This is a genomic window from Paraburkholderia sp. SECH2, from assembly GCF_030464795.1.
GTDB classification, from domain to species: Bacteria; Pseudomonadota; Gammaproteobacteria; order Burkholderiales; family Burkholderiaceae; genus Paraburkholderia; species Paraburkholderia aspalathi.
This window is the reverse complement of record NZ_JALPRH010000013.1, coordinates 159,603-182,262: the sequence shown is the minus strand read 5'-3', so window position 1 is coordinate 182,262 and position 22,660 is coordinate 159,603. Positions and strand designations below refer to the sequence as shown.

Genomic DNA, 22,660 nt, shown 5'->3' with positions numbered 1-22,660 from the left:
GCGCATAGTTAGAGCCGTATACGCCACAGCGCGCCACGACGCATCTACTTGCGCCATATCGAGCGGCTTAGCTCCATTCTTCTTCCGAAACGTGACGCGAATATCGCGTGCGGTCTGTCTTCCCGCCACATTCCAGGTTTAAGCGAAAGTGCCCGACACGCTCTGGGCGCGCGAACTCTTCGGGGCGATGTGTTGTTGCATCGTCCGTGTGTGCGACGGCGTACGGATAGGCAAGCCGCGGAAGATTAACTTCCACTTACAGCAAATTTCGCGTTTTGAGACGCGGATCTGGCACGGATGGCCTCGTGCTGCTTGCGCCTCCTGTGACTGGCCGCCGCTAAGTACGCTCGCTGCGCGCTTAACGCCAGGCGTAGCTCAGTACAAGGCCTTCACCTAAATTATTGGAGATCGGCAAATGTCACACAGAGATGGATATTTAGGCGACTTGCCGAGCGGGCCGGATCATGTACCTGGTGTGGCAGAGCGCTTCGATGCCGGATGTGCGGCGTTTGGCAATCATCTTGCTGCGATCGACGCGACGGGTGAAGAAAGTTATGCCGCGCTCGGCGAACGTTCGGCCCGTCTTGCTACCGTCCTGTACCGTATGGGACTGGAGCGAGGCGACCGCTGCGCCATCATGGTTCCGCGCAGTCGGGACACGCTGGCTTTGATCCTGGCGATCCTGCGTCTGGGAGCCGTCTATGTGCCGCTGGATCCGGCCTATCCCCGGGCGCAGCTCGATTTCATCGTTGCCGATTGCTTGCCCAAGCTCATCGTCGCAGAAGAGGCTGCTCTCGCCAGCGTTGGCGACCTGAATGGGGCGTTGGTCGATCTGGCGGATCTCGTGGCATCGTCGGAGGCTGCCGATCCCGCTGTGCTCCAGGCTTCCGGTGGCAACGACCCTGCCTACATCATGTACACCTCCGGCTCGACCGGCAAACCCAAGGGCGTGATCGTGCCGCACCGCGCGATTCTGCGCCTGGTGCATGGCCAAACCTTCGCTGACCTGTCGTCGCAGACGCGGTTCCTCAACCTCGCACCGCTCGCGTTCGATGCAAGTACGCTGGAGATCTGGGGGCCGCTACTGAACGGTGGCTGTGCCGCTATCATCAACGAGGTTCAACCCTCGCTTGACACCGTCGCCTCCGAGATTGCGCGACTCGGCGTGACGAGCGCCTGGTTCACGGCCGGCCTCTTCAACGCGCTCGCCGACTATCGGCTGGAAGCCTTTCTTCCGCTCAAGGAGGTGCTGACTGGCGGGGATGTGCTGTCGCCCGTCCACGTACGCAAAGTCATGGAGGCCCATCCCGGGCTGCAGATCGTCAACGGCTATGGTCCGACCGAGAACACGACCTTTTCCTGCTGCTACCGCATTCCGCGCGGCGGCGAGGCCCTGGCAAATGGCGACGCCATTCCCATCGGCGACGCCATCGCGGGCACGCTCGTCTACATTCTGGACGACAAGTTTGTTCCAGTCGGCGAGGGAGAAGTGGGTGAGCTCGTCGTGGGCGGTGAAGGCGTTGCGCTCGGCTACCTCAACCGTCCCGAACTGACGGCGGAGAAGTTCGTCGACGACGTCTTCACCCCCGGCGCCAAGCTCTACCGCACCGGTGACCTGGTCCGCCGTCGCCCGGACGGAGCCATTGATTTCCTGGGTCGCAACGATCGGCAAATCAAGATCGCCGGCAAACGCATCGAACTCGATGAAATCGAACATGCCCTGCGTGCGGCTCCCGGCGCAGCCGATGCGGTCGCGGTAGCGTTCGAGAGCCGCAGGGGAAAGTCCATCGCCGGCTTCGTAAAGGCCGATGTGGCGACCGCCGCTGTCTTGCTGGACGGAATACGCGCTTATCTCAAGGCTACTTTGCCCGACTACATGATGCCGGCGGAGTTGCGAATCCTACCGGCCTTTCCTCTGACACCGAATGGCAAGGTCGACCGCAAAGCCCTGCTTGCGGGGCTCGATACACCTGCCGCGGCATCGGCCGCACCCGAGCCGATGGACGACCCTATCGCCGCAAAGCTGGCGGCTGTGTTCGAGGGGCTCCTCGGCAACCCTGTCGATCGCCGGTCGAATTTCTTTGATCTTGGATTGCGCTCGCTAGATCTGATGAAGGCGCACGCCATCATCATGCGCGACGTGGCGGCCAAGGTTGCGCTGGTAGATCTGTTTCGCCATCCTAATGTCGAGGCGCTGGCCACGCATCTGCGTGCCACGCTCGGGGTGGTGAAGGATGAGGCAATCCGGCTGCGCCGGGACACGCAAGGCGGGGCCGTTGCAGTCATCGGCATGTCCGGACGGTTTCCAGGTGCGCGCAATGTCTCCGAGCTTTGGGCCAACATCCTCGCGGGACGCGACTGCATTACGCATTTCGACGTGACGGAACTGGAAGACAGCTTCGACGAGAGCGCTCGCCGCGAAGAACGTTATGTCAAGGCGAAGCCGATACTCTCTGACGTCGACCGCTTCGATGCCGGTTTTTTTGGGATGCTAGCGCGCGAAGCGGCACTGACCGACCCACAGCAGCGCCTTTTCCTCCAGATCGCCTGGGAGGCGTTCGAAGACGCCGGATATGATCCGGCGACGATCGCCGGCGCCGTCGGGGTATTCGCCGGCACCTCGATGAATACCTACTTCCTCAAGCATGTCCTGTCCGATCGTGGCGTCATCGACGAGTTCACGAGCCAGTTTCAGATCGGCGAGTATCAAAAGCTGGTGGGGGCCGGTGATTTCGTCGCTACCCGCACCGCCTACAAGCTCGGCCTCACGGGGCCGGCCATATCGGTACAGACGGCATGCTCTACCTCGATGACCGCGATTGGCCTGGCCGTAGAGAACCTGCGATCGGGACGCTGTGACATGGCGCTGGCCGGCGGTGTGTCGGTCACCTTCCCGCAGAAGCGCGGCTACTTCTATGAGGAAGGCGGAATGGGTGCGCCCGATGGGGTTTGCCGCCCGTTTGATGCCGGGGCCAGCGGCACGGTGTTCGGTAGCGGCGCCGGTGTTGTCTTGCTGAAACGTCTTGAGGACGCCATCGCCGACGAGGATCCGATCTATGCCGTGATCCGTGGTGTTGGCATCAACAACGACGGTTCCGACAAGGTCGGCTTCACCGCTCCCAGCGTCGATGCGCAGGCTCGCGCCATTGCCATCGCGCACGCCGAGGCCGGCATCGATCCCGCCTCCATTGGCTATGTCGAAGCCCATGGTACGGCGACGCCGCTTGGAGACCCCATTGAATTCGCAGGCCTGGTGCAGGCATTCCGCCTGGGCGGCGTCGAGGGCGGTCAATTCTGTGCCCTCGGCTCGGCGAAGGCCAATGTCGGACACCTTGATGCGGCTGCCGGCGTGACGGGTTTCATCGCGGCGGCGCTCGCCTTGCGCGACCGTGTCTTGCCGCCGCTCCTGCATTTCCGTTCGCCCAATCCGGCCATCGACTCGGCTAACAGCCCCTTCTTTTTCAACGCGGCTGCGAGTCCCTGGGCCGATGGCCCGGCACCGCGTCGCGCTGGCGTGAGTTCCTTCGGCGTCGGCGGTACGAACGTCCATGTGGTGTTGGAGGAAGCGCCCTGCCGCGCCAACGCCGCCTGTGAGTCGCAAGAAGCGCCGCAAGAGGGACTGCAGATATTGCCGCTCTCGGCGAGGAGCGCGGCAGCGCTCGAACGCACCAAGGCCCATCTCGCCAGCCATCTGGCAGCCCATTCCGGTCTCTCGCTCGCCGACGTGGCCACGACGCTGCAAACGGGCCGCCGCTCCTTCACCCACCGCGCCGTGGTCATCGCCGAGAGTCTCGATCAGGCTCAGGCGAAGCTCCAAAAGGGGGCCATCGAAGCCCAGGCCCCTCAGGCCGCGCCCGCGGTGGTCTTTATGTTTCCCGGCCAGGGCGCCCAGTATCCGGGCATGGGCGAAGCGCTCTATCGCACCGAGCCGGTGTATCGCCAGTGGATCGATAAGGGCGCCGAAGCGCTGGCTCCGCATGTCGGACTCGATATCCGGACCCTGCTGTTCAGCGATACCCCGGAAGGCGACGACACGCCGCACCCCATCCGTTCGACGATCTACGCGCAGCCGGCCCTGTTCCTGGTCGAATATGCGCTGGCGCAACTGTGGATCTCACGCGGCATCAAGCCGACGGCGATGATCGGCCACAGCGTCGGCGAACTGGTCGCAGCCTGCGTGGCCGAGGCGATCGCTTTCGAGGATGCGCTGTACCTGATCGCCCGGCGTGGCGCGCTCATGCAGTCGGCCGAACCGGGCGCGATGCTGGTCGTGCGTCTGTCGGAGGCCGATCTCGTGCCCATCCTGCCCGACGATGTCGACCTCGCCGCAGTCAATGCGCCGTCGCTCAGCGTAGTGGCGGGCCCCTTCGCTGCCATCGAGGCTTTCGAGGCCACGCTGAAGGCAAGCGATATCGAGCATCGACGTCTGCATACCTCGCATGCCTTCCACTCGCGCATGATGTCCGGCGTCGTTGAAGATCTTGCCAGGCTTGCGGACACCCTTTCTTTCGCCAGGCCGAAGATCCCGTACGTGTCCACCGTGACCGGCGAGTGGGCGGCGATGGATCAGCCGGTGCCCGGACGTTACTGGGCCAGTCATTGCCGCAACGTGGTGCGCTTCAGTGACGCGCTGGCCACGGTGACAGCGCAGGACAAGCCCCTACTCCTCGAAATCGGCCCTGGCCGGACGCTGTCGACGTTTGCCATGCAGGGATTGCCCAAGGACCGATATGTGGGCGCGATTGCCTCCCTGCCTGATTTCGCAATGCGCGACCGGGAACTTTCCGTCCTGGCCGAAGCGACCGGGCGGTTGTGGCTGAACGGTGTTACGCCGAACTGGAAAACCGTCCAGGCCGAAGCCGCCCACCGTGTTTCGCTACCGACCTATCCGTTCGAACCGGAACGGCATTGGATTGACGCACCTGCAACTGCCTCTTCAAGCCACCTGACAACGGCCACGGCGGCGATTGCCGCTCCAGTCTCGTCCGACGCCATAACCCACATTGCCCAGACCGCCATGACCCAAGCCGTCCAAATCGACCGCAAACCGCGTCTCATTGCCGAACTGGCGTCACTTCTCGCCGAGATGTCCGGCGAAGCGCCGGATACGTCCAATCCGGACGTGACCTTCTGGGATCTCGGTTACGACTCTCTGTTCATGGGACAAGTCTCCCGGCAGCTTCGCCGCCGCTACGACGTCACGATCAGCTTCCGGCAGATCATGAGCGACTACCCGACGCTGCCCGCCCTGGCGCAGTTCCTCGATGGCGCGTTGCCGCCTGATCCGGAACCGCAAATCGCGCCTGCCGCGGCCGAGGCTTCGCCAGTTGCCGTTGCCGCATCAGCCGCTCCCATCGCGGCTGCGCCGGTCGCCGTCGCGGGACAGGCCGCTCCCATCATGGCCGCTGCCCCGGCCACGGGTGACATCCAATCGGTATTCCGCGACCAGCTCGCTGCGATGCAGTCCCTGATGTCGCGTCAGCTCGAGGTGCTGCAAGGCGCGCCGCTGGCGGTCCAGCAGCCTGCAGCGGCAATCCAGGCCCCCGCTCCGAGCGCCGCGCTCGCGTCGACCGCGTCGGCCGCACTGGCCGCACCGGCCGCGGCTTCCGCGCAGCCCACCGGCCCCGAGATCAAGTTCGAGGAGAACCGGCCGACGCGCTTTAACGCGTACAAGCCTGGCGCTACGAGCTCGGCGCAGATCACCGATGCCCAGACGGCGTTCATCGCCGATCTGTCGGCTCGCTACTCGGCGAGGACTGCCACCTCCAAATCTCGTACGCAATCCTACCGTTCTGTGCTTGCCGATCCGCGTACCGCCAGCGGCTTCCGCGAGGAATGGAAGGAGCTTGTCTATCCCATCGTCGCCCAGCGCTCCAAGGGCTCGAAGATCTGGGATGTCGACGGCAATGAATATATCGATGTAGTCAACGGCTACGGTCAGACCGCGTTTGGCCATACGCCGGATTTCGTAGTGGAGGCAGTCAACGCGCAGATGGCGGAAGGCTTTGCCATCGGGCCGCAGTCCCCGCTTGCGGGCGAGGTCGCCCAAATGTTTGCCGAAATGACGGGGCATGAGCGCGTCACCTTCTGCAATACCGGTTCGGAAGCCGTGATGGCAGCGATGCGTCTCGCGCGCACCGTGACAGGCAAGGAGAAGGTCGTCTGCTTCGACGGCGACTACCACGGCCAGTTCGACGAAGTCCTCGTCAAGCCCGGCAGCGAGGCGGGCGTCCCGCGTGCTTTCCCGCTCGCGCCCGGCATCCCGCAGAGCTCCGTGGGCAACATGGTCGTGCTGCCCTACGCCAGGTCCGAAAGCCTCGAGTGGATCAAAGCCAATATCGACGATATCGCCGCTGTCCTGATCGAGCCTGTGCAGTCGCGCCATCCGAATCTGCGACCGAAGGAATTCGTGCAGCAATTGCGCGAAGTCACCGCGGCCAACGAATCCGCCCTTATCGTCGACGAGGTCGTGACGGGCTTTCGCGTCCATCCGGCCGGCATGCAAGGCTATTGGGGTATCAAGGGCGACATGGCGACCTACGGCAAGGTGGTCGGCGGCGGCCTGCCCGTCGGCGTGCTCGCCGGCACCGCCCAGTTCATGGATGCGCTCGACGGCGGCCAATGGCAATTCGGCGACGCCTCGGTTCCCGAAGTCCCGCCGACCTTCTTCGCCGGCACTTTCGTGCGCCATCCCGTAGTGTTGGCCGCGATGAAAGCCGTCCTCCTGCACCTCAAGGAGGCCGGCCCGGCGCTGCAGGAATCGCTTGGCGCCCGTATGAACGGCCTCGTCCAACGCATCAATGCCCACCTGGAGAAAGTCGGCATCGCCACGCGGGCGGAATCCTTCTCGAGCTGGTTCTATATCAGTTTTGCAGGCGAAGACCGCCTGGGCAGTCTGTTCTATGCCTATATGCGCTACCTCGGCGTCCACATCATGGAAGGCTTCCCATGCTTCCTGACGACCAGCCATTCGGATGACGACATCCGCAAGATCGGCGATGCCTTCGTCGAAAGTATTTCCGCACTCCAAAGCGTAGGTATTCTCGGCGGCACGAAGGACGCCCTCGCTTTGACATCGCCGGCCGGACATCAGCCACTCGTGGAGTCTCCGCTCACCGAGCCTCAGAAAGAAATCTGGATGTCGGCTCAACTGGGCAATGAAGCATCGCTCGCGTTCAATGAGTCCTTCACCCTCGAGCTCACGGGCCACCTGAACGAGGCCGCTTTCGAACGCGCCTTCGCGGCGACGATTGCCCGCCACGATGCGTTGCGCGCTCGCTTCTCACGCGTCGGCGACAAGATGTTCGCGGATGCTGCGACGACCGTTCCGCTGGAAAAGATCGACCTTTCCGGCCACCCCGATGCGACCGGAGAACTTCAGACCTTCATCGATGCGGAAGCGCGTGAGGTCTTCGATCTCACTCGTGCTCCGCTGGTGAGCGCCGCGCTGGTGCGTCTGGAAGCCCAGAAGTGGGCCTTCGTCTTCACCGCGCATCACATCGTTTGCGACGGATGGTCGATCAACATCATCCTGCGCGACCTGGGGGCCCTCTACGCGGCCGGGATTTCGGGCAAGGAGCCCGAGCTCGACGAGGTGCAGAGTTTTCTCGCTTTCGCCAAGGCGCAGGATGAGGCCGGTGTCGACAAGGAGACGCGGGACTTCTGGCTGAACCTCCATCGCGACCCCGCGCCGCAGCTCGACTTGCCCGGCGACCGCCCGCGCCCGGAGTTCAAGAGCTTCCGCGGCGCCTCGACGACACGCCAGCTGGGTGCCAATCTTCTCAAGCAGGTAAAAGCCGCTTCGTCGAAGCAGGGCTGCTCGCTGTTTGCCACCCTGTTGGGCGCCTTCCAGGTGTTGTTTGGCCGTCTATCCGGTAATGACGATGTCGTCGTCGCCGCACCGATGGCTGGCCAGTCTCAAGCCGGCGAGGCACTTCTGGTCGGGCACTGCGTCAATTTCCTGCCATTGCGCGTCAGGTTCGACTGCAACAAGCCATTCGCCGCGCACATGAAGGCAGTGCGTGATCACGTCTTCGACGCTGGAGACCGGCAGAACTACACCTATGGCGCGCTGGTTCGCGATCTCGGTATCAAGCGTGATTTCAATCGACTGCCGCTGACTGATCTGCAGTTCAATCTGGAGAAGGTCGACGAACTGCTCGACATGGCCGGCGTGGCCACGCACTTTACGCCGAACGCGAAGGCCTACAGCAACTTCGATCTGTTCCTGAACGTGATCGAATCGCCCCAGGGTCTTCGTCTGGATTGCGACTTCAACACCGACGTCTATAACGAGTCGACGGTCGGGCGTTGGCTCGGCTACTACGAAACCTTGCTCGCGGCGATCGCCCACGATGCCACAACGCCGGTTGCGGCACTGCCTCTGTTGAGCGAAACCGAGATTCACCACCTTCGCGACGAGCTGAATGCGTCCCAGCGTGACTACGATCTCTCGCAGACGGTTCCGGCGATGATCGCCGCGCAGGCCCGCCAAACCCCCGATACGACGGCCGTGTCGGATGAGGCGGAGAGCCTCGCCTATCGCGAGCTCGATGCACGCGCCAGCCAGATCGCCCGCAGGCTCGTGGCAGCGGGTATAGCGCCGCGCGGACGCGTCGCCATCGCGATGGACCGCACTGCGATGACCGTGGCTGCCATGATTGGCGTGTGGCGCGCCGGTTGCGCGTATGTGCCCCTCGACATGACGATGCCCCCTGCGCGCCTGCGCCAGATCCTCGATGGTGCTGACATCGCCGCCATCCTCAGCGATGCGGGAAGCCGGACGGTGCTGGAACCGGGTGAACATCGCGTGCTGGAACTGGAGGCTCTCCTTGAGGAGTACGACGACGATGAGGACAGCGGCGACGAGGCCGTGACTTTGCCCGTCGTGTCGGATGCAGATTCGGCCTACGTAATCTTCACTTCGGGCTCGACGGGCCAGCCCAAGGGTGTGGAGATCGGCCATCGCGCGCTGAGCAACTTCCTGTTGTCGATGGCACAAGCGCCGGGCTTTACGGCGAGAGACCGCGTCGTCGCGGTCACCACGTTCTCCTTCGATATTTCCGGCCTCGAGTTGTTCCTGCCGCTCATCGTCGGTGGGCAGACCTTCATCGCAGGCCATGCAGAGGTGCGCACCGGCTACGAGTTGGTGACCCGGCTCAAGGACGAGGCCGCCACCGTTCTCCAGGCCACGCCATCGCTGTGGCGCATGCTGCTGGAGGCCGGCTTCAAGGCACCGAAGGGCTTCAAGATCCTTTGCGGCGGTGAGCCGTTGCCGCGCGATCTCGCCGACGATCTGCTGGCGACCGGCGCTCAGGTGTGGAACCTCTACGGCCCGACGGAAACAACGATCTGGTCTTCTGCCTTGCGTGTTGTTGCGAACGGGCCCGTGGTCATCGGCGCCCCCATCGCCAATACGGACCTGCATGTGCTGACCGACGACCTGCATCTGGCGCCCGAAGGTGTCAGCGGCGAACTGTGGATTGGCGGCGAAGGCCTGGCAAAGGGCTATTTCAACCGTCCCGATCTCACCGATGCCGCTTTCAGGCCGGTTGCCATCGAGGGTGCTGCGCCGCGCCGGCTCTACCGCACCGGCGATCTTGCCAAGCGGCTTGCCGATGGCTCGCTGCTACACCTCGGCCGTCGCGACCAGCAGATCAAACTGCGCGGCTTCCGCATCGAGATCGAGGATATCGAGGCAGCCTTGCGTAAGGCGCCCGGCGTTGCTGCGGCAGCCGTCGCCTTGCATACCGTCAACGACAGTCCTCGCCTCGTGGGCTATATCGTCGAGACTGCCTTTGACAAGACCGACCAGGGAGCGATCGCGGCGCATGTTGCCGGGCAATTGCCGGCCTATATGGTGCCGACCCTGTGGATGACGCTCGACGCGCTGCCGCAGACCAGCAATGGCAAGCTCGACCGTAAAGCCCTGCCCGTGCCGACACCGGACATGGTGGCCACACCTGTCCGTCAGCCGCACGCCGCTCTCACGGTGGTTCCGCAGGCGTCCATGCCGGCCGGATCAGTGGCCACGCCGATCGAACTACCGGCCGTGCCGGCCGAAGCAGCAACCGTGACGCCGACTCAGGCCACCATCGCGGCGATCTGGGGGGAAGTGCTCGGCTTGCAGCATATCGGCATCGACCAGCAGTTCTTCAGCCTCGGCGCAGACAGCCTCCAGCTGTTCCGCATCGTTGCACGAATGAACGAGCGCGGACTGGGTGTGGATGCCCGTCAACTCATGAAGAACGTTACGATCGCCGAATTGGCGGTGAGCCTTGACGGCACGCAGGAAAACGAACTGATGGAGGCTCCTGCCGTAGCCCGGCCATCGATCCTCAACTTCAAACGCAGAATTGCCGAAGGAGCCTGAGCGATGAACGGGATAGCCTTGAATATCGCCCCGACTCACGAGATCGAAGCCGGCTACGCCCTGTTCCCGGCGACCGCCTGCCAGGTACGGTTCTGGCATGAGCAGAAGGCATCGCCAAAGGCCTCCGCCCTCAACATCGCCTTCCGGCTGCAATTGTCGGGTCCGCTCGATGCCGCGAGCATCGAACAGGTGCTCGGCGAACTGGTCGCGCGACACGAGATATTGCGGACCCGCTTCGTGATGACGGGTGCGGGGCTACGCCAGCAAGTCTGGAGCCATGCTCCTTTTCGGCTCGAAGTGGGCGACCTCACCGGTTTGGAGGAAAAGGCCGGCGTAGCCGAGGCCGAGCGTGTCGGTGGAGAGCAGGCTCGCACGCCCTTCGAATTGTCGTCCCCCTCCTTCTTCCGGGCCGTATGGTTGCCCAGGTCGACCACGCAGGGTGAATTGCAACTGACCTTCCATTCGCTTGTCATGGACGGCTGGTCCTTCGCAATCCTCGTGCGTGAACTGGTGGAAGGACTCGCCGCATTGCATGCCGGCCATGATCCCGAATTCCCCGATGTCGACCTTCACCATGGCGACTACGCGCTGTGGAAGGAAGAGTTCCTTGCCAGCGGTGCGCTCGATCGCGCGCGCACCCATTGGCGCCAGGAGCTTCAGGATTTCAGCCGCTTCGATGTTCCCGGCGATCGTCCCCGGTCGCAGGAGCGACGCTTCCAGGGCGTCATTCGCTCCATTCTGTTGCCCAGCGCGCTTAGCGACCGCCTGATTGCGGCTGCCAAGGCCCAAGGCGTCACCCTGTTCAGCGTTGCGGCCGCCGGCCTCGCGATGGCGCTGCAAACGGCAACCGGCCAGATCCGTGTAGCCATGGGCACCCAGATGTCGGTGCGGGATCAGCAGGAACTCGAGGGGGTGGTCGGACCGCTCATCAACACGGTGATACTTCGCCTCGACGTTCCTCGAAACAGCACCATTGCCTCTGTCACAGCGCAGTGCGGTGCAAAGCTCAGCGACGCCATCGAACATCTCCACTTGCCGTTCGAAGAGATGATGGAGATGGCGGGCGAGGTCTCCGATGTAGATCGCCCGTCGCTATGCTCGGTCAATTTCGCCCTGCAGCAAAGCTTCGTCGGCGGGGGCGATGAGGTTCGCCGGCAGGATTTCGCCGCGACGACCTCGCCTTCCTTCAACGCAGGCGCACTCTACGACCTCAACTTCTTTATGGTGCGGCGCCCGCAAGGCTGGCGCATCTCCTGTGAAGGCGACACGGACCTTTACGACGTCGAGACGATCGACCGGCATCTGGCCAAGTGGCGCGAGATGCTGGAAGCCGTTGAAATCGAGGCGCACCTGCCGCTGGCGCCTGCTGCCGGGAGAGCGACGGCGAACGTGGCGGGAGGCGTCGGTGCTAGTGGTTTCATGAGTCAGGCCGACCTGGAGGCGAAAGCGCGCAATATCGTGCGATTCAACGAGGATGCGCCTGGAACGCCCATCATCGCGCTCAACAACGTGGCGGTACTCTTCGGACTGGCTCAGCAAATCGGCTCCGATCGGCCGATCGTCGACATCTCTATGGTGCCGGAAGGAGCCCCGCGCGAGTTCCCGCAGCGTGCTTTCCAGGATATCTCCGCGGACGCCGTGCGGCTGATCAGGCTGGCCCGGCCAAGAGGCCCCTATATCCTCATGGGGCACTGCGTGCTGGGCGCGATGGCGCTGGAGGCGGCACATCAGCTACGGCGCGAAGGCGAAACGGTGGAGCTCGTCATCCTCAACGATTCCTGGTGCCCCGGTTATCGCGAGTTGATGCCTTGGTACGACCGGCAGTTGCGCAAGATGCAGGTGCGTGCGGACAACATCCCGCGCGACTTCCGCAAGGCAATGCGGGGCGAGACATCCATGGTCTCCTTCCTCAAGCAGTATCGGATCGTTCGCTGGCTCGGTATTGCAGACCTTGCTCTCAAACTCGGCCTGATCAAGGGCGATGCTTCCGAGCATATGGTTTCCGAGAATCGCTGGTACATCGAATATCTGCTGGCTCAGCAGGCGCGGTACCGTCCGGCTCCCTATGACGGCGACGTCCAGATCTTCCGCAGCGGCCAGGTGCTCAACGGACGCCTGTTCGCCTGGGACCTGGGATGGCATCAGGCGATAACGGGCAAACTGGTTGTCACCGAGATTCCGGGCATGCACGACCAGATTTTCCGCTCGGCCGGCGCCGCTGTCATCGGCAAGCAACTGCGTGAGCGTCTGGCCGGCATCGAAGCTAACGGGGTTGAAACCAGCCCTGACGAGCAGGACGGTCCGACAACATTCCTGAGCCGTGCCGAGGCTTAGATCCGCGATGCACACCATACATTTCGGACCTGATTGGATAAGGCGGTTGGGCTATGTCACGTTTGCGTAGAGTATTACTTCCCTGGAATCGACACGGACACGTCCCTTTCCCTAGGTTCCTAACAGCGACGAGGCATCCGCATGATCTCTGGAGCACCTTCTTCCTGGGCTCTTGCCGCTTCCAGTCTTGTCGCGCTCGTGGTCGCGGCGGTGATTGGCGTCAGCTGGTATGCAGGGCTTGCCGACCCGAAGGAAATGATCCGTGCCGTGATGTTCCTCGACACAGACAGGCCCCGGTTGGAGGGGCCCTATGCCGTCGGCTTCGCCAGTGTTGATGTGAAAACGGGGAGCGACGGCCCTTCGCTTCCGGTCGATATCTGGTACCCCGCGCAGGCGCCCGGCGATGGCTTTGGGCGCTCAATTCTGCAGTGGATCGCAGCAATCGGACATCCTACCTCGCCGCCGTTCACGCCAAATGGAAAGCTGTCCGAGGCCCGTGCTAAATATCCCCTCATCATTTACTTTCCATCATGGTTCAGTGTTCGCCAACAGAGCACATTTACGCCCGCAAACCTGGCGAGCCATGGTTTCGTCGTCGCTACGGTGGACGACATCGTGCACGCCCCTCGTCTTCCCGGACGAGAGGGCGAAGCTCAGGCATCGGAGATACCCGGCGATTCGATGGAAAGCTTCGAGGCTTATCGCCCCGTCGCAGCCCTCCGGGCTGAACTGGCGGCGAAATCGGGCTCTGCCATCATCGACGCATTTCAGAATATTCCGGTGTTTGGACAACGTGTGGATATGGCGAAGGTCGGCGCCGTCGGATTCTCGTTCGGAGGCGCGACGGCAGCGCAGATGAGTAGCGACGATCGACGCATCAGGGCCGTCGTGAATTTTGACGGCTCCTTGTATGGCCGCCCTGAACGCGGCAATGTCGAGGTGCCTTACATGATGTTCTTTAGTGGTTGGACCTATCCGACTTGCGAGGAACTCATGCATAGTGACTTCGCCACGCGGATCAACTCGGTGCTGACGGTCGAGTCAGTTGCGCACCAGATTCGCCAAGCCACGCTCCCGAACAACTGGACCTTCACGGTAAAGGGTACGGTACATGACGATTTCGCGGACAAGCTCGCGAAGCCCTCATGGAAGGCCGCATTCGACAAATCTGCAATCAACAGGGCGAAGACCTGGTCCGAGATCAATCGCTACGTTGTTGCATTCTTCACCCGTTTTTTGCTAGGCGAGAATCAGCCTTTGTTGACGGAGCCAGCCCCGTTCGCAGAAATACGGCCCTTCATGGAGAACCAGGCGCCGCCACAAGACCGGGCATCGGCCACTGGTTCCACACAATCCCGCTGTCCTTAGATCACAACGCGTTTTTGCGCGTCTGGTCGACCAGAGTTGATCTATTCGACGCCGACTCCGGCCATGGCTTTGCCACGCCGGTATATTGAGGCGACATCCTCTGCTCGTTCGAAACCAACGAAACGCGACAATGCCTTGAGATAGGATGGACTTAAGGGCAGGAAGCGTCCGAACATCTGGTCGAGTTGTGCGAGGCGGGTCCGGAACGCCCCGATATCGTATCGATACAACAGCCGCATGTATGACGAGAGGCGTTGCTTGAGCATTTCCTGATCGTCCTCTGAAAGCATGTCTAAAGAATGCCAGTGTCCCTCAGTTATCCTGAAGAAGTTCTCCATATATTGTTCTGTGAGGTCTATGGCGTTGTAGCGCGCTCCCCGGAGCCCAAGACGGCGGTGTCGTTGCTGTCTCCACGCGAAGAGCGGGTCTGCGCTCTCGACCGTCAAAACCTTTGCGCCTTTTTTCGCGAGCTTTAGCAGAAAGTCCTGGTCCTCATCTACCTTGAGATTCTCGTCGAAGCCGGCCACATCCGCGATCCATCGTCTTCTGAATACGCTCTGACCTAAATGTATTAGAGGTCCCTTGGCGAGAATTTCCAGTTCGCTCGGCTGTGAAGAAAACGCTGAGCACTCGGCGAGGCGGACCCTTCGCGCAGCATCGCGTTCGACGACGACCTCTTCCCATCGCGACATCACATAGGCGACACTCGGATCAGCAGTCCGGCAGGCGATCGACTGAAGCTGCAGTTTTGTAGGAGCCAGGAAATCGTCGGCATCCAGAAACTGAATCCAATCTGCTGTCGTCGATTGCCATCCCAGGTTTCGGGCAGCACTAACCCCCTTGTTGGGCTGCGTGAGAATCGTCCACCGATGGCGGCAACCCATGAGGTGTTCCCGAGCCTTCGAGACGGTATCGTCCGATGAGCCGTCGTCGACGATCAGGATTTCAACCTCGTCATGCGTCTGTGACATTACAGTTTGCAACGTAGTGTCGACATACGCAGAGGCGTTGTAGCAAGGAATGACGATGGCGATTTGCAACGATGCCCCCACTGATGGATAACTTACGATCTCATCGCACCAAGATTTGCTCGAGAGTGCGAAGTGTCAGTTCGCGGTCCTCAAAAGTAACGATCCACCGGCAGAGCCGGTGGCTTTCGATGGCTGGCGCCTCAGAGGGGCCTGTTCGCCATCGGTAAAAGGCTCCAATATCGACCGACGGTGGCCCGGGTGAGAAGCGGTACAAAACATGGGGAAAAGCCGACTCCTGGAAACGTCAAACCGTGTTAGTCCCCCAGCAGAGCTGGGGGATTTCCCGCGATAAAAAAAGATTGCCGACATTGCCACCCATGTCGAATATCTTTTTTATGCAAGGGATCCGGTCGCGGAGATAATTCGACAAGCCAAGCCACGTTATCCATCTGGTGTAGAGTGTTGCCGATCTCCGCCCTGGCGAATGTTCGGCGTCGCTCATGCCACGCTACTTCGATAAGGATGCCGGCATTGCCAGGGCCGATCGCGCGCTTGCAGCGAAGCTGGGTTGCAGAAAGCCGATGACCTCGGCATCCGTGATCGGTTTGAGATGCAATCCGAATGCGGCATTCAGGGAAGTGAAGGTGCTGTGCCCAAAGGGTATTCCAGACCACGCCGCAGTGACCGTCGGCAACGACAGCGTTGTGCGGATCGTCGCCGGATGTATTGGTGACGGCACAGCCAGGCGACAGATGCAATGTCTTGTAAAGCGGACGACCTTGGCCGTCACGTTCGCCCCACAGGCTCCTGAACAAGGCGCGATCGTCGAGAAAGTAGACATGGCGATCCGCCGCGGCCAGTTTGCGCAAGCCATTGTCAAAGAGATCGAGGCCGGCGTCGATATTGGCCATCTCCCTGGCCGATTGCCAATTGTCGAACTTATCGAGCGAGCGCTCGAAGCATGGCGGCATTGCGAACTGTCCAGGTTCCGCGCGTCGCGGCCCCACCTGTCCTGTAATCTCACACACGCCACGCGCCGTGGCCAGCACGAGCGAGTGACTCAGCCAATCCTGTCAATCAGTTCTCTCCAGCTGGCCAGGATGGGTTCACGGGCAAATTTACGGAGATGCGTGTGGGCCTGGGAAATTCGGCGGCTTCGCTCCTCGCCCGACATTACGGCTAGCGACCTCATACCAGTCACGATGGATTTCCGATCAAGCGGATCGGCGTCCAGCATGGCTTTGCCCCCGATTTCCGTCAATATGCTGGAACTGGATACGAGGCACGGCAAGTCGTGCTCTATCGCCTCGATAACTGGCATCCCGAACCCTTCCAAAAGACTCATGAGCACGAACCCGGATGCGTTACGGTAGAGCCAACGAAGCTCATCGTCACTCGTGTAACCCGGCAACACGACACCCGGAGTCTGCTTCGCGAGTTCGACAGCGGTACTGGCGCCAGGCTCGCCCCCACCGACAATGACATATTGCCACCCTTTCTCCGCAAGCCCGCTTGCCGCGAATGCCTCGATACAACAGGCTTGATTCTTACGGTCACCGATACTCCCCACCGTCAGGAGGAAAGGGCGCGAAATGCCATCCACCGGACACCCCTCACCTTCCTTCGCGCCCAATCGCGTCGGAATGTAGATGACATTGGAGGAGGCATATTCGTTACCGTACAGCCTGTGAAATTCCCGCTGAGACGTCTTGCTGACAAATACCATGTGGGGCTTGATTCGCTGGATCTGATCATAGGCCCGGAGATACAACTCATCCACGCCCGGTGCGAAGTATTGGGGATGCGTGATCGGACCGACATCATGGCAGAGCACAATATCGCGTGCCTCTAACCGATGACGCACAACGCTGACTGGGTCGAGATGCAGCGTAGGACGAGGGTCGCGGATGACCGGGAAAAGCGAAATCAGCCATGACCAATATACTCTCGCCATTGTTTCGTTGTGAGTCAGGCGACCCGCGACACGGCGCACGAAATCACTGCGCGGAAATCCGTGAAGTCGCCCATAGCGGACCCTGGCAACTCGACTGCCGAGCGACGAAATAATATCGTTTCCCAAAAAGAATTTCCCGGTACGATCATTGAGTGCCAGCGAGAAATCAACATCAACAGACATCGCGTATCCCCTGTATCTTTTTCCAGATTAGCGGGTCACAGCTTTCACAGTCTCGAACAGGTTGCGCGCCGCCCGTTTCCAGGTGAAGCCGCCAGCCTGCCGACGTCCGGCGGATATCAGCGATTGCCGCGTTGCCTCGTCGTCGAGCGCCGTTAGAATATTCAGACGCCACGCGTCCGGACTGAAAGGGTCCGCATAGAGCGCGGCCTCGCCGCAAACCTCCGGAAGCGCGCCAAACGGCGCGGCTATCACCGGACAGCCCAGTGCCATCGCCTCCAATGGCGGCAAACCAAACCCTTCCGTTAGCGAAGGAAAGGCAAGCGCGCCGGCATTGGCCATCAGCCCCACGAGCTCCGGATCGGTAATCCGGCCTGCGAATCGCACATTGGGAGGCACGACATGCCCGAGATTTTCGAAATCGGCTTGCGTGGCGCCACCGAATAGCACGAGCTCGACGCCATTCAGTTCCGCACCGGCGAACGCCTTGAACAGGACGCCGATGTTCTTGTGCTTCTGGGTGTTCGCGAGCGCGAGCACATAGCGCCGCGGTTTAAGGCTCAATGCCGCAAGCTGCCCTTCGTCGGGTTGAACCTGCAGAACATGATCGCAACCGTTGTAGACGACGACGATCTTGTCGGCACTGGCAACGCCATAGCGTACGAGTTCTCTTTTGGAGAATTCCGAAACGGTAAAGATGATCTTGTGCCGCTTGCCAATGAAAAAGAAGAGAAACTTGTACCACAAGCGAAAACCCAGGGAATAGGATTCGGGTGCAGAATACACTTGGGCGTCGTGGATCATCGTCGCCGAATCGCGATGCAACAGCGGGCCGAGATTGCAGAGGTTGAGAATAAAGTCCTTTCTGCGAGCCAAGGGAAAATAGCATTGTTCCCACGCGATTCTGTGTATCCTGCGAACCCAGGGATTCTCGCGAACGCACGAAATATTGCGGTAAGGCGGGACCTCGACGCTGTCTCTGACTACGACGGCATAATCAACGTCGTTACCGGCTTGTCCGGCAATCAAGGCATCAGTTGCGGCGACGAGTTGCTCGGCAACCCTGTGCACGCCCGTCGGCGCTGCCCCGAAGAACTTGCCGTTGAACGCTATCGTCTTCGATGCGATCGTTTTCATAACTTTCCCGCACGCTCACGCGTGAATATTCTTCGCACAAAGTCCCAGAAGCCAATCAGATTGCCGCTCAAACGGTCCAGACGATCGCCTCAAAGCGCCGGCGCGATACTGCGCACGATGTCGCTGGCGACGTTACGCAGGACAACGCAGTTTTCTCTGACAGGTAGGGTATCGGTGTATCAAACACGGCACTGCTGCCTAACGCACGCAAGCGCACGCAAACACGCGCATACCGGGTAAGCCCGCGCGCTACCGGTTTCCAGGGGCAATCATGCGCTTGCCCAAAACTTGACCGGACAGCTCCAGCCGATACGCCGGCCTTCCGCAGTCTCGTGGCAAGTTGATCGCCGGAACTGATGCCGATACCTTGTCTGGTCAGCGCTTACCGATGAACGCCCTCAAAGAAAAGGCCCTCGTCTCCACGAGGGCCTTGGGAATCAGCCTGCAGGGCGGACGCGACGACGCCAATTTTCAACAGGTTAAGCGACCGGCTTGAGACTAACCGCCTCTTTGCAAAGCCGACTTGATAGCTCGCCCGGCGGCATGCGCCGTCGAAAACGCCATGGCCTTGGCTCGATCCCGCACCGCGCATCGTCCAGGCGGACTGGGATTGATTCCAAGCTTCCTGAGGTAATAGTTGGCGCGATAGATATCCCTTCGCACAGAGTCAATAAACTGGAAGTTTACGCTCAAAGTCACCGAGATATTGTCATCGTTCTTCAACCAGTGGGGGCAGTTGACAGGAACGTGAACGCCATTTCCCGGGACCAATCTGTACAGCCGCGCTCGGTCCTGCAGTTCGGGTCTATAGTTTGCCGCGTTGTTGTCGTTTGTCCAGAACCGCTCAATTTCCACCTCTGGAAGAACCTGCCGATCTTCCCGGTCAAAGACGTACAAATCCTTTCCCCCATGGATTTGAAGAATAAAATTGCATTCGCGATCTATGTGATATGCCGTCACCCGCTTCGGTGACGTGATGAAAATGATGATCTCCTCATTTCTGATCTTGGATTCGATGCCGCCGCCAACCATATCCTTGACCTCTGCAATCGCATGCCTGTACAGCTCGGTGTAGGCAGGATCTCTTTGCGCGTCTCTGAGGATGAACCAGGCGTTTGAATCTTCCAGCTGCCTTAGTGCATTCAGCGGTGAGAACGCACGATTCGTATCTCTCCATTTTTGACCAGGTGCGACGTCACCCATGTCGTAGTAGAGATCAGATGGGCGCGTTCTCAGGGTTCGCTCCGCCAAATCTATCAATTGAGGGACTTCAAAGCGTGGATGAGATGCCAGGCGGTGGGAAACCTCGAAGCTCTTCCGGTCGAAACGCTCTCGAAACACTGAAGAATCTGCGTCGATCCACTTGTCTGGCAATGTCACTTCGGGGACCGCGGAATCCGTGGAGATGTCCATGCGATCGCTCCTTATAGTCTGATAACCGTTGGGAAAACGAGATCCGTTAGTGCCAAAGCCGAACGCCACCCAATTGCGTGGAATCTGCAGAAATCGTACACCGGAGGCCAAGCCGATCAAACCCAGCTTTCAGGGGTTCGGTGCGCTAGCGCACCTTCTGGTTGGTTCAGTCCATCGAATCAGACGAGAAAATGACGACTGCAATGCCAGATCAACGGCCCCGATTCAGATTGCGAACGATACGCCTGCGGACGGGAACAACAACCCTCATCACCGATGATTTCGCATTGTCGGTCCCGGCGTTCGCACCGGGCGGCTGAGGATTTACTCCGAGTTTGCGCAGGATGTGATTGGCGGCCAGGATGCGGCCACGGGCCCGGCTCGCGTCGGTCTCATAGACGAACGCATAGGAAACGCTGCGTTCCGCGCCGGTTTGAACCCAATGGGGCGCGTCCTGCGGCTGGTGAAAACCACTACCGGGCACAAGGTCGAAGACATGTTCGAGGCTCTTGTCTCGCGTGGCCAGATCCACCTGGCCGATCTCGACTATGCCCTGCACGTAGAAATCCTCGAGTTCGTCTTCCCGAACGGCACTGGGACGATAGACATGGTAGTGCTTGTCGCCCTCGATCTGGAAGAAGTGATTGATTTCCGGATCGAAATGGAACGGCGTGGTCGAGGAGGCGGAGCTGACGAAGATGGCCGATTCGAGCCGCACGACCTTTTCACCATTGAGACCACCGCGTAGTTCGATCACTTTTTCGAACAGCTTGTCCAATAGTTCTCGAAAGCCGGCGTCATAATTCTCGGGCCGCTTCAAAAGCACGCGCGTCGGCCCCGTGGCAAGCTGAGCAAGCGCCTCATCCGGCTTCGACGTTTTTGATTTGACATCGAAGAATCGGGTCCCCGGCGTGGAAGCCGAATTGGAAACGTAATAATCCGCAGGTTTCCCACCATACTTCTTCGCCAACTCCGCTAGTGCCGCCGGCTGGAACATCGACAGCTGATGCAGACAGTGCTTGAAACTGAACGGTGTATTGTTGAATGCGGTCTTGTAGACGGCTCGATCAACGGTCAGCAGAGCGTCGGCAGAAGGGATCATTGTTGTAAATCCAAAGGGTTAGACAACGTCGCAAGCGCGGCAGAACCCGATGTCCAAGGCCTCTCTCGTCAGCGCTTGACTAGCCGCAAGCCATTCCGGCCAGCATATGAGAGGGCATGCTATTGGTGTAGCAGACGCAGCACTGCTGGCTACCGCACGCAAAACATGCCTCGATAGATTTAACCTTTAAACCCCGTCTCTCCGTACGCGGACACACAAACGCTCTCGCCTGCCTCGGTCAGAATGTGCAAGTCGCGCACTGGAGTACCCCATGACCGCAAAACCCAGTCTCACACGCAGCGCCACGCTCAACTTCGTGGGCGGGATCCTGCCTATGTTCGTTGCGCTCGTGACGACGCCGATTTATCTCCACCACATCGGTGCGGCGCGCTACGGGGTACTCGCCATCGTCTGGATGGTGCAGGGTTATTTCGGCTTTCTCGATCTGGGGCTGTCTTCGGCGACGTCCAACCGCATCGCGCAACTCGGCGATGCGCCACACCGCGAGCGCGAAGCAGTCCTGTGGACAGCGATGATCCTCAACGCAGCACTGGGTCTCGTGGGCGGCGTAGCACTGTATGCGCTCATGCACGTGCTGCTCGCGTACTTCGACATGGGTGAGGCCCTGCGCGTCGAGTTGTTGCCCGCATTGCCCTACGTAGCCTGTCTCGTGCCGCTCTCGAATCTCATTTCCGTGTTCAACGGCGCACTCGTGGGGCGCGAGCGCTTTGGCACGCTCAACGCGGTAACACTCCCGGTCACGCTGATGTATCAGCTTGTGCCGCTCGGGGCGGCGCTCGTCTTCGGGCCGAATCTGCGCTTTCTGGTGTTCGGCACGCTAGTGGCCGGGGTAGCGGCGCTGACGGTGACGGCATTCGCGGTCTGGCGCGTCTTTCCGTTGCGCCTCGCCAGCGGCCCACGCCGCGAACTGGTCGGCCAACTGTTTTCCTACGGCGCGTGGATCAGCGTGACGAGCCTGGCGCAGCCGCTGCTGGAGACCGCCGACCGCCTCATGATCGGCCACGCGCTCGGGCCGCAGGCAGTCACCTACTATCAGGTGCCCTTCAATCTCGCCGCGCGCGCGCGACTTTTTCCATCCGTCATCGCCCGGACGCTATTTCCGCGCCTCTCGGCACTCGACGCCGCGAGCGGCGTGGCGCTCTCCTCCAGCGTGATACGCGGCCTCGCCGCCGCACTCACGCCGATGATGGTGTTCGGCATATTCCTTATGCATCCCTTTCTCTCACTGTGGGTGGGCCAGGAATTCGCCTCACGTGCCGCGTCGGTTGGTGAGACGATTCTGGTTGGCATCTGGATCAACTCCCTCGCATGGATCGCTGCCTGCCACCTGCAGGCAACGGGCAGGCCAGGCATCGTCGCGCGTTTGCAGGCTTATGAAATGTTGCCGTTCCTTGCCTTGCTGTGGTGGATGCTGCAACACTTTGGCGTGCTGGGCGCAGCGCTCGCGTGGAGCGCGCGCAACCTGCTCGACGGCGTGCTGTTGCTCCATGCCGCGCGTCTGGATGCGCGGCCAACACGCATGCTGGCCGTGCCGGCGCTGATCGTCACAGCAGCGTATGTCGGCACACTCGTCTTCGCTCCACTCACATGGCCAAGCATCGTGGTGTGGCTCGGTATGACAGCCGTCTCGCTCGCATGGAGCGCACGCACCGAACCTCGGTTCTACGCACGTGTGCTCGAGCTGGTCGCGTCGATGCGCAACTACACGCGACGGTGGGCGCAAAGCCAATGATCACGCGGCATGGCAACGGGCACTCCCTCCCCGCGCGATGTCTGAATGACCGCGCCGACACAGGGCGTCCGCTCCG

General features: G+C 61.0%; 10 protein-coding genes. 4 read left to right on the top strand and 6 right to left on the bottom strand.

From position 1 onward, the window contains the following. The first annotated feature begins 475 nt into the window (after positions 1 to 475). From M0D66_RS21860 to M0D66_RS21850, 3 genes are all read left to right on the top strand, one after another. The gene (locus M0D66_RS21860) at positions 476 to 10,372 is read left to right on the top strand and encodes a non-ribosomal peptide synthetase/type I polyketide synthase (protein ID WP_266211570.1); all 9,897 of its coding nucleotides are present in this window, start codon (positions 476 to 478) and stop codon (positions 10,370 to 10,372) included. A 3-nt stretch (positions 10,373 to 10,375) separates the two neighbouring features. After that, positions 10,376 to 12,706: a condensation domain-containing protein gene (locus M0D66_RS21855; RefSeq protein WP_266211569.1), complete on the top strand. Its 2,331-nt coding sequence runs from the start codon at positions 10,376 to 10,378 to the stop codon at positions 12,704 to 12,706. 141 nt (positions 12,707 to 12,847) lie between these two features. Then, entirely contained in the window at positions 12,848 to 14,074 is a 1,227-nt protein-coding gene (locus M0D66_RS21850; RefSeq protein WP_266211568.1) for a dienelactone hydrolase family protein, read from the top strand. Positions 14,075 to 14,115: 41 nt separating this feature from the next. Here M0D66_RS21850 and M0D66_RS21845 read toward each other — a convergent pair whose 3' ends face one another. The 6 genes from M0D66_RS21845 to M0D66_RS21820 all read right to left on the bottom strand — a co-directional run bounded on the left by M0D66_RS21845 (position 14,116) and on the right by M0D66_RS21820 (position 20,831). Continuing rightward, on the bottom strand, positions 14,116 to 15,114 hold the full coding sequence (locus M0D66_RS21845; protein WP_266211567.1) for a glycosyltransferase family A protein: 999 nt from the start codon (positions 15,112 to 15,114) through the stop codon (positions 14,116 to 14,118). A gap of 245 nt (positions 15,115 to 15,359) precedes the next feature. Further along, positions 15,360 to 16,016: a hypothetical protein gene (locus M0D66_RS21840; protein WP_266211566.1), complete on the bottom strand. Its 657-nt coding sequence runs from the start codon at positions 16,014 to 16,016 to the stop codon at positions 15,360 to 15,362. An 89-nt stretch (positions 16,017 to 16,105) separates the two neighbouring features. Then, positions 16,106 to 17,182 (bottom strand): glycosyltransferase, encoded by a 1,077-nt coding sequence (locus M0D66_RS21835; protein ID WP_200620420.1) that lies wholly within the window; start codon positions 17,180 to 17,182, stop codon positions 16,106 to 16,108. A gap of 27 nt (positions 17,183 to 17,209) precedes the next feature. Continuing rightward, on the bottom strand, positions 17,210 to 18,316 hold the full coding sequence (locus M0D66_RS21830) for a glycosyltransferase family 1 protein (RefSeq protein ID WP_093632546.1): 1,107 nt from the start codon (positions 18,314 to 18,316) through the stop codon (positions 17,210 to 17,212). 498 nt (positions 18,317 to 18,814) lie between these two features. Continuing rightward, on the bottom strand, positions 18,815 to 19,729 hold the full coding sequence (locus M0D66_RS21825) for a transcriptional regulator (protein WP_266211565.1): 915 nt from the start codon (positions 19,727 to 19,729) through the stop codon (positions 18,815 to 18,817). Between the two features lie 211 nt (positions 19,730 to 19,940). Then, positions 19,941 to 20,831, bottom strand: a complete 891-nt coding sequence (locus M0D66_RS21820) for a hypothetical protein (RefSeq protein WP_200620418.1) — start codon at positions 20,829 to 20,831, stop codon at positions 19,941 to 19,943. Between the two features lie 271 nt (positions 20,832 to 21,102). Here M0D66_RS21820 and M0D66_RS21815 point away from each other — a divergent pair, with 271 nt between their 5' ends. After that, positions 21,103 to 22,584 (top strand): flippase, encoded by a 1,482-nt coding sequence (locus M0D66_RS21815; protein WP_256456433.1) that lies wholly within the window; start codon positions 21,103 to 21,105, stop codon positions 22,582 to 22,584. Positions 22,585 to 22,660: the final 76 nt, after the last annotated feature.